Source organism: Arthrobacter sp. BE255 (genome assembly GCF_031457335.1).
Lineage (GTDB): Bacteria > Actinomycetota > Actinomycetes > Actinomycetales > Micrococcaceae > Arthrobacter.
The window spans coordinates 76,341-82,413 of sequence record NZ_JAVDWK010000017.1; the positions used below are offsets into that span (position 1 = coordinate 76,341).

Here is a 6,073-nt window from a genome sequence, read left to right on the forward strand (position 1 = left end):
GTGTGGCCTAGGACGTTTCGCTTGGAACTCTGTGCCGCCCGGCTGCTGGCACCGTGGCCGGGTACGGGACCCTGTCCTGGAGTTTGGTGGACAACGCTGCGACGATGGCGAATCCGAAGGCGGCCACCGCGATAAGCACCGACATCACCGCCACGGTGCCGTAGCCGGCTGCCCGCGGGTCCAGGAACGGGTAGGGATACCAGTCCACAATGGGGCCGCGGATCAGGCTGTAGACCAGGTACAGCAGGGGGAAGGCGAGCCACAGCAGCGAGGTCCTGATGGAGATCCGCGTCCGGGGAAGGTCCACGAGCCAGTCGATGACGATGACGGTGGGCACGGTGTAGTGCAGCACCACGTTGATCCACGGGATGGGCGTGTTCACGTCAATGTCGCTTAGCAGCAGGCTGTAAGTGATTCCCGTGATGGTCATGTATACGGTGGCGGCCCCTCGGAGCAGCTCCAGCCAGCGCGGGCTCCCGCCCTTCCAGGCAAACCACCCGGCGATGCCCAGGGTGACGAAGGCGATGATGTTGGACTCGATGGTGAAATAGCTGAAGTAGTTTCCGGCTTTGGCGCCCGGGACGTTCTGCATCAGGTGCAGGAACTGGAACAGCACCGCCACGAAACCCAGCAGCGCGAACCAGAAGCGGAATAGTGCAAGTCCCCTGTTTGCAGTCATGGTGCGATCCTAGGCGAGATTCGGGCCCTGGCGTGCAACGCGAGGACCCCGCCCCCGGTGTGTTCCGGGGGCGGGGCCTTCGGCGGTGGCTGGGTGCCGCCGCTAGTCGTGGACTGCGGGGGCAGGGCTCTCCTGCGCCGGGGCGGCGTGCGTGCCGGCGGGCCGGCTCATCTGGAAGCCGGGGATGTCGCCCGGGTTGGGGCCGCCGCGGAACTTGGGGGACGGCTCCTGGCCGCCGCTGATCCGCTGAAGTTCCTGGTCCTCGAAGTCGTCCTCCACGCCGAGCATGATGGCGGAGTCGTGGTTGGTGATTTCGCCGCGGAATGCGCGGACCATGACGCTGCGGTCGAACTGGCCCTCCCATTTGGAGACCACGAAGGTGGCCACGCAGTTGCCCAGCAGGTTGACCACCACGCGCATGGAGTCCATGAGCCGGTCAGCGCCGAGGAGGAGGGCGACGCCGGCCACCGGGAAGATGCCGAGGGCTGCGGCGGTGGCGGACAGTGCCAGGAACGACGACCCGGGAACGCCGGCCATGCCCTTGGACGTCAGCAGCAGCACACCGAGTGCGGCCAGCTGCTGGCCGAGGTCCAGGTTGTGCCCGAAGGCCTGGGCCAGGAAGAGCAGGGAGATCGAAAGGTAGATCGCGGCGCCGTCGAGGTTGAACGAGTAGCCGGTGGGGACCACGAGGCCCGTCGTTGCACGGGAGCAGCCGGCGTTGGTCAGCTTGGTCATGATGCGCGGCATCACGGCCTCCGTGGAGGCGGTGCCGAGGGCCAGCAGGAATTCCTCGCGGGTGTACTTCAGGAACTGCCACAGCGGAACCCGGGCGAAGCTCCAGGCCACCAGGAACAGCAGGGCGATGAAGACGACGGCCGCGCCGTAGCAGGCGGCGATGAGCTTCGCGTACGTGCTGAGGGTTCCGAGTCCGTACTGGCCGATGATGAACGCCATGGCACCGAAGGCACCGATCGGCGCCACCTTCATGATCCAGGACATGATCTTGAAGATGAGCTCCAGGACCGTCTCCATGAGGCTGATGACCGGCATGCAGCGCTCACGTCCAATAACCACGATCGCGGCACCGAAGAACACCGAGAAGAACAGGACCTGCAGCAGGCTGTTGCTCGCGAAGGCGCCGATGACGCTGGTGGGGATAATGTCCAGGATGAAGTGGGCCGCGTCCTTGGGGGGCGTGGTGCCGGTCTTGGCGTTCAGCGCATCCTGGGACAGAGTGGTGGGATCGATGTTCAACCCGGCACCGGGCTGGACGATGTTGCCTACGATCAGGCCGAAGACCAGCGCGAAGAGCGTGGCCGCGGTGAAGTACAGAAGGGCTTTGACTCCGACCCTTCCGACCGCCTTGACGTCGCCTACGGCCGAGATGCCGGTGACGATCACCAGGAAAATCAGCGGCGCGATGATCATTTTGATGAGCTGGATGAAACCATCACCGAGCGGCCTCAGCTGCGAGCCGAGGTCCGGCCAGAAATGTCCGATAAGGACACCTGCCACGACGGCGATCAGAATTTGGAAGAAGAGCGACCTATACAGGGGCTTCTTCTTCTGCGGGGCCGAACTCGCCTTCAGCGCCGCGGAATCTGGGATCTTCATTGATCTGTACCTATCAATCGGGAACAGCCCCGGAGATCGGGGTCTGTTTCCAACGTAACCCCGGTCACACAATTCCGCAAGAGGAAAATGAATTTCCACAGTGCGGAATTATTGGAACGCGGTGGAGGCACGCCAAAGTCGCCACGTCATCGCGGATCCGGGCCGGGAAGCCCCGGCCCGGATCTCCGAAAACGCAGCGGAAAAGTCAGGGTGATGCCGCTAGCCGCGGCCGATGAAGGGCATGCCCGCGGCCGTGATGACCACGGAACCCACGCTGGCCGACGCCGGCATGCCAGCCATCAGCAGCACGGCCCGGGCGGCGTCCTCAACAGGGAACATGGGCTCGACGCGGCGGCTGCCGTCAGCCTGGAGGGCTCCCGTGCCCACCCCGATGGTGTCCATGATTTCCGTGGCGGTGTTGCCGATGTCGATCTGGCCGCAGGTGATGCCAAAACCGCGGCCGTCCAGCTCGATGCTCTTGGTCAGTCCGGTCATGGCATGTTTGGTCACGGCGTAGGCCACGGTCCGGGGCCGGGGTGAGTGCGCTGAAATGGAGCCGTTGTTGATGATCCGGCCGCCCTGCGGCTGCTGGGCCTTCATGGCCCGGACCGCGGCCGCAGCGCAGAGCATGGAGCCGGTGAGGTTCACGGCCACCGTGGCATTCCAGTCGGCCAGGCTGATCTCATCAACGGAGGCGGCGGGCCCGAAGACGCCGGCGTTGTTGAAGAGCACATCCACTCTCCCCCACTGCCGGCGGGTGGCCCCGAAAAGCCGCTCGACGTCGTCGGGCGCCGTGACGTCGCAGGGCACCGCCAGCGCGTTCGGGTGTCCGTCCGCCGTTTGGAGGAGTTGCGCTTCCCGCCGTCCGGCCAGGGCCACCCGGTAGCCGTCGGCCAGCATCAGCCGGGCCACCGCCCGGCCAATGCCGGATCCGGCCCCGGTGACGACGGAGACCCGGGAGTCTGCGGACGGGCTGGAGTCAGTCATGGACGCGCCTTTCAACATGGGGGTTGCCGTCAGCGCGCACCCTCGGGTACAGCGGCCGCGGCGGACAAGGGCCAGCCTATGACAGTCTTCGGCCGCGGTGCCGCGTACGTGCGGACCTTGGAGGTGGACAGCCCCATGCGGACCAGGCCTTCGGCGATGGTCACCGCCGAGGCCACGCCGTCCACCACAGGCACGCCCGCGCGCCGCCGGATCGCCTCGTCCAGCCCGGCCATGCCGCCGCAGCCCAGGACAATGACCTCCGCCTTGTCGTCGCGGACCGCGATCAGTGCCTGCCCGATGATGGCTTCAACGGCCCGCTCCGGCTCCTCCTCGAGTTCCAGCACCGCCATCCCGCTCGCCCGCACGGACGCGCATCTCGCGTCGAGGCCTGCCAGCTTCAGCCGGTCCTCGATCAGCGGCACCGCCCGGTCCAGGGTGGTGATGACCGAGTACTTGTGGCCCAGGAACATGGCCGTGGACGCGGCCGCCTCGGTGATGTCGACGACGGGCACGTCCAGGAGCTCCTGCAGGCCCTCCCGGCCGTGCTCGCCGTAGCCGGCCTGAATGACGGCGTCGAACGGTTCCGGGTAGGTGGCCACCCGGTCCATCACGGCGATCGCCGCCAGGTAGCTTTCGAAGTTTCCCTCGCAGGAATCCGCACCGAACCTGGGCGTGAGCCCCACAATCTCCGTCCCGGGCGCGGCGATGCTCCGGGCCTGGGCAGCGATGGAATCGGTCATGGACTGGGTGGTGTTCACATTGGCAACGAGGATGCGCATGGTTTCCTTTTGGTGGTTCAGTGCGTCGGTGCGGGGCAGCGTGTCAGTGCGTGCTGGCGACGGCGATGGCCTCGCCGTCGACGTCGTCGAACTGCTGTGTGCGGTCGGCGATCAGGTAGTAGGTCAGGGCGGCCAGGCCGGCGCCGAAGAACCAGGCAAACGGGGCGGCCGGCTCCAGGGCGGGCACGAAGGCGATGAGGATCGCGACAGCGGATGCCGGTAGCAGCGCGATGATCGCCTTGGGATTGACTCCCTTTGTGTAGAAGTACGCTCCGGCCGGGCTGTCGCTGTACAGCTCGGGGACGTTGACCCTGCCGCGGCGGAGCAGCCAGTAGTCGGCCATGACCACGCCGAACAGCGGTCCCAGCAGGGCGCCGAGCCCGCCAAGGAAGTACACAATGACCAGCGGATTGTTGTAGAGGTTCCACGGCAGGATGACCAGGCCGATGGTGCCGCTGACCCAGGCGGCTTTCCGGAAGTCGAGGCGCTTGGGGAACAGGTTGGTCAGGGCGTAGACCGGAGCCACGAAATTGGCCATCAGGTTCACGGCGATGGTCAGGATGAGGATGGCGAGGCACGCGAGGACCAGGAACAGCGTGTTCGGGATGCTCTCCACGATGTCTGACGGAGTTTCGATGATGGTGCCGTTGATCTTGTACTGCCCGCCGGCGAGGACCACAACGATGGCGCCGAACAGCAGCATGTTGATGGGGATGCCCCAGAAGTTGCCCCGGACGATCGACTTTTTGGACACGGCCGAGCGGGTGAAGTCGCAGAAGTTCAGGACGAACGTGCCGTAGATGGATACCCACAGGGCGCCGCCGGCGAAAATAGTCCGCCACATCTCGCCGCCTTCGAGCCCGCGGATGCCGGTCCACTGGATGGCGCCCTTGGCCTCGATGAAGACCCAGGCTGCGAGCAGCACCATGGTGAGGAGGATGACGGGTCCGGCGAACGCCTCGTACTTGCGGATCATTTCCATGCCGAAGCTGACGATCACCAGCTGGACGATCCAGAGTGACACGAATGCGATCCAGCCCAGCGTGGACAGGCCAAGGATGGAGTTGGTGTCCAGCTCATGCAGCGACGGAACCATGGCCACGAGCATGACCCGCAGCACCACCGAGGCAAGGAAGGTCTGGATCCCGAACCAGGCCACGGCCACGGCGCCGCGCAGCAGGCTGGCGAGCTGGGCTCCCCGGATGCCGAAGCTGATCCGGCTCATGACGGGGAACGGCACGCCGGTCTTTTGGCCCATAAACCCGGAGAAGCTGAGCAGCGCAAAGAGCAGGACAGCGCCAATGGCGAGGGCTGCGAGGATCTGCCAGCCGCCAAGGCCCAACGAGAAGAGGCCGACGGCGAACGCGTAGTTGCCGAGGCTGTGTACGTCATTCGCCCACAGGGTGAAGATGCTGTACCCGGTCCAGCGGCGGCCCTGCCGCTTCGTCGGGGCGAGGTCTACGTTGTAGAGGCTGGGGCTGATGGCCTGGCTGGCGGCGGTGCTTGCTGTTTCGCACAGGGCGTCGATGCCCGAGGCGGGGTGGATCGGCTGGCCCGACAGCGCTGTCGGGGCGGGAGCCGGTTCGACGCCGACTGGTGGAGTCGTATGCATCTGGATCTCCAGTTCTGGGATTTCCGCGGTGGTGAGCCCTATCAAACGTTCTCTGCTGTTATTCCACATCGCGAAATTAAGTTATTGAATAGTGAAATAAGGGTATGAGGTGGATCACCCGGAGGTCAAGGTCCGGCAGCTCGGATGGCGGTCACAAACGGTCCGCAGCGCGGCCCGTGACGCGGGTTGGCCCAGGGCGGGCTGGTCATGTTGACCGCGATGCCTGCCGGTCGATAATCTCGAATGGCAAAATTGTTTTCTCACAATACGAAAACAAGAGCCCAACATTCAAAGATGAAACGAGGCTGACGTGGCTGCAGGAGAAGATACCTCCCATATCCTCAGCGGGTTGACTAACCAGCTGCCTGATCGTGATCCGGAAGAGACCGCCGAGTGGGTTGA

The 6,073-nt window shown here is 65.2% G+C and carries 5 protein-coding genes; all 5 read right to left on the reverse strand.

Going from position 1 to position 6,073, the window contains the following annotated elements; translation table 11 throughout:
• Positions 1-7: 7 nt before the first annotated feature.
• The 5 genes from J2X42_RS21790 to J2X42_RS21810 all read right to left on the reverse strand — a co-directional run bounded on the left by J2X42_RS21790 (position 8) and on the right by J2X42_RS21810 (position 5,671).
• The gene (locus J2X42_RS21790) at positions 8-679 is read right to left on the reverse strand and encodes a Pr6Pr family membrane protein (protein ID WP_310168052.1); all 672 of its coding nucleotides are present in this window, start codon (positions 677-679) and stop codon (positions 8-10) included.
• A 102-nt stretch (positions 680-781) separates the two neighbouring features.
• Positions 782-2,293: a C4-dicarboxylate transporter DctA gene (dctA, locus tag J2X42_RS21795; RefSeq protein ID WP_310168053.1), complete on the reverse strand. Its 1,512-nt coding sequence runs from the start codon at positions 2,291-2,293 to the stop codon at positions 782-784.
• 219 nt (positions 2,294-2,512) lie between these two features.
• Positions 2,513-3,280: an SDR family oxidoreductase gene (locus J2X42_RS21800; protein WP_310168056.1), complete on the reverse strand. Its 768-nt coding sequence runs from the start codon at positions 3,278-3,280 to the stop codon at positions 2,513-2,515.
• 29 nt (positions 3,281-3,309) lie between these two features.
• Complete coding sequence (locus J2X42_RS21805) at positions 3,310-4,059, reverse strand: aspartate/glutamate racemase family protein (protein ID WP_310168058.1); 750 nt, start codon at positions 4,057-4,059, stop codon at positions 3,310-3,312.
• Between the two features lie 43 nt (positions 4,060-4,102).
• Positions 4,103-5,671, reverse strand: coding sequence for an NCS1 family nucleobase:cation symporter-1 (locus J2X42_RS21810; RefSeq protein ID WP_310168059.1), 1,569 nt, complete (start codon positions 5,669-5,671; stop codon positions 4,103-4,105).
• Positions 5,672-6,073 lie beyond the last annotated feature (402 nt).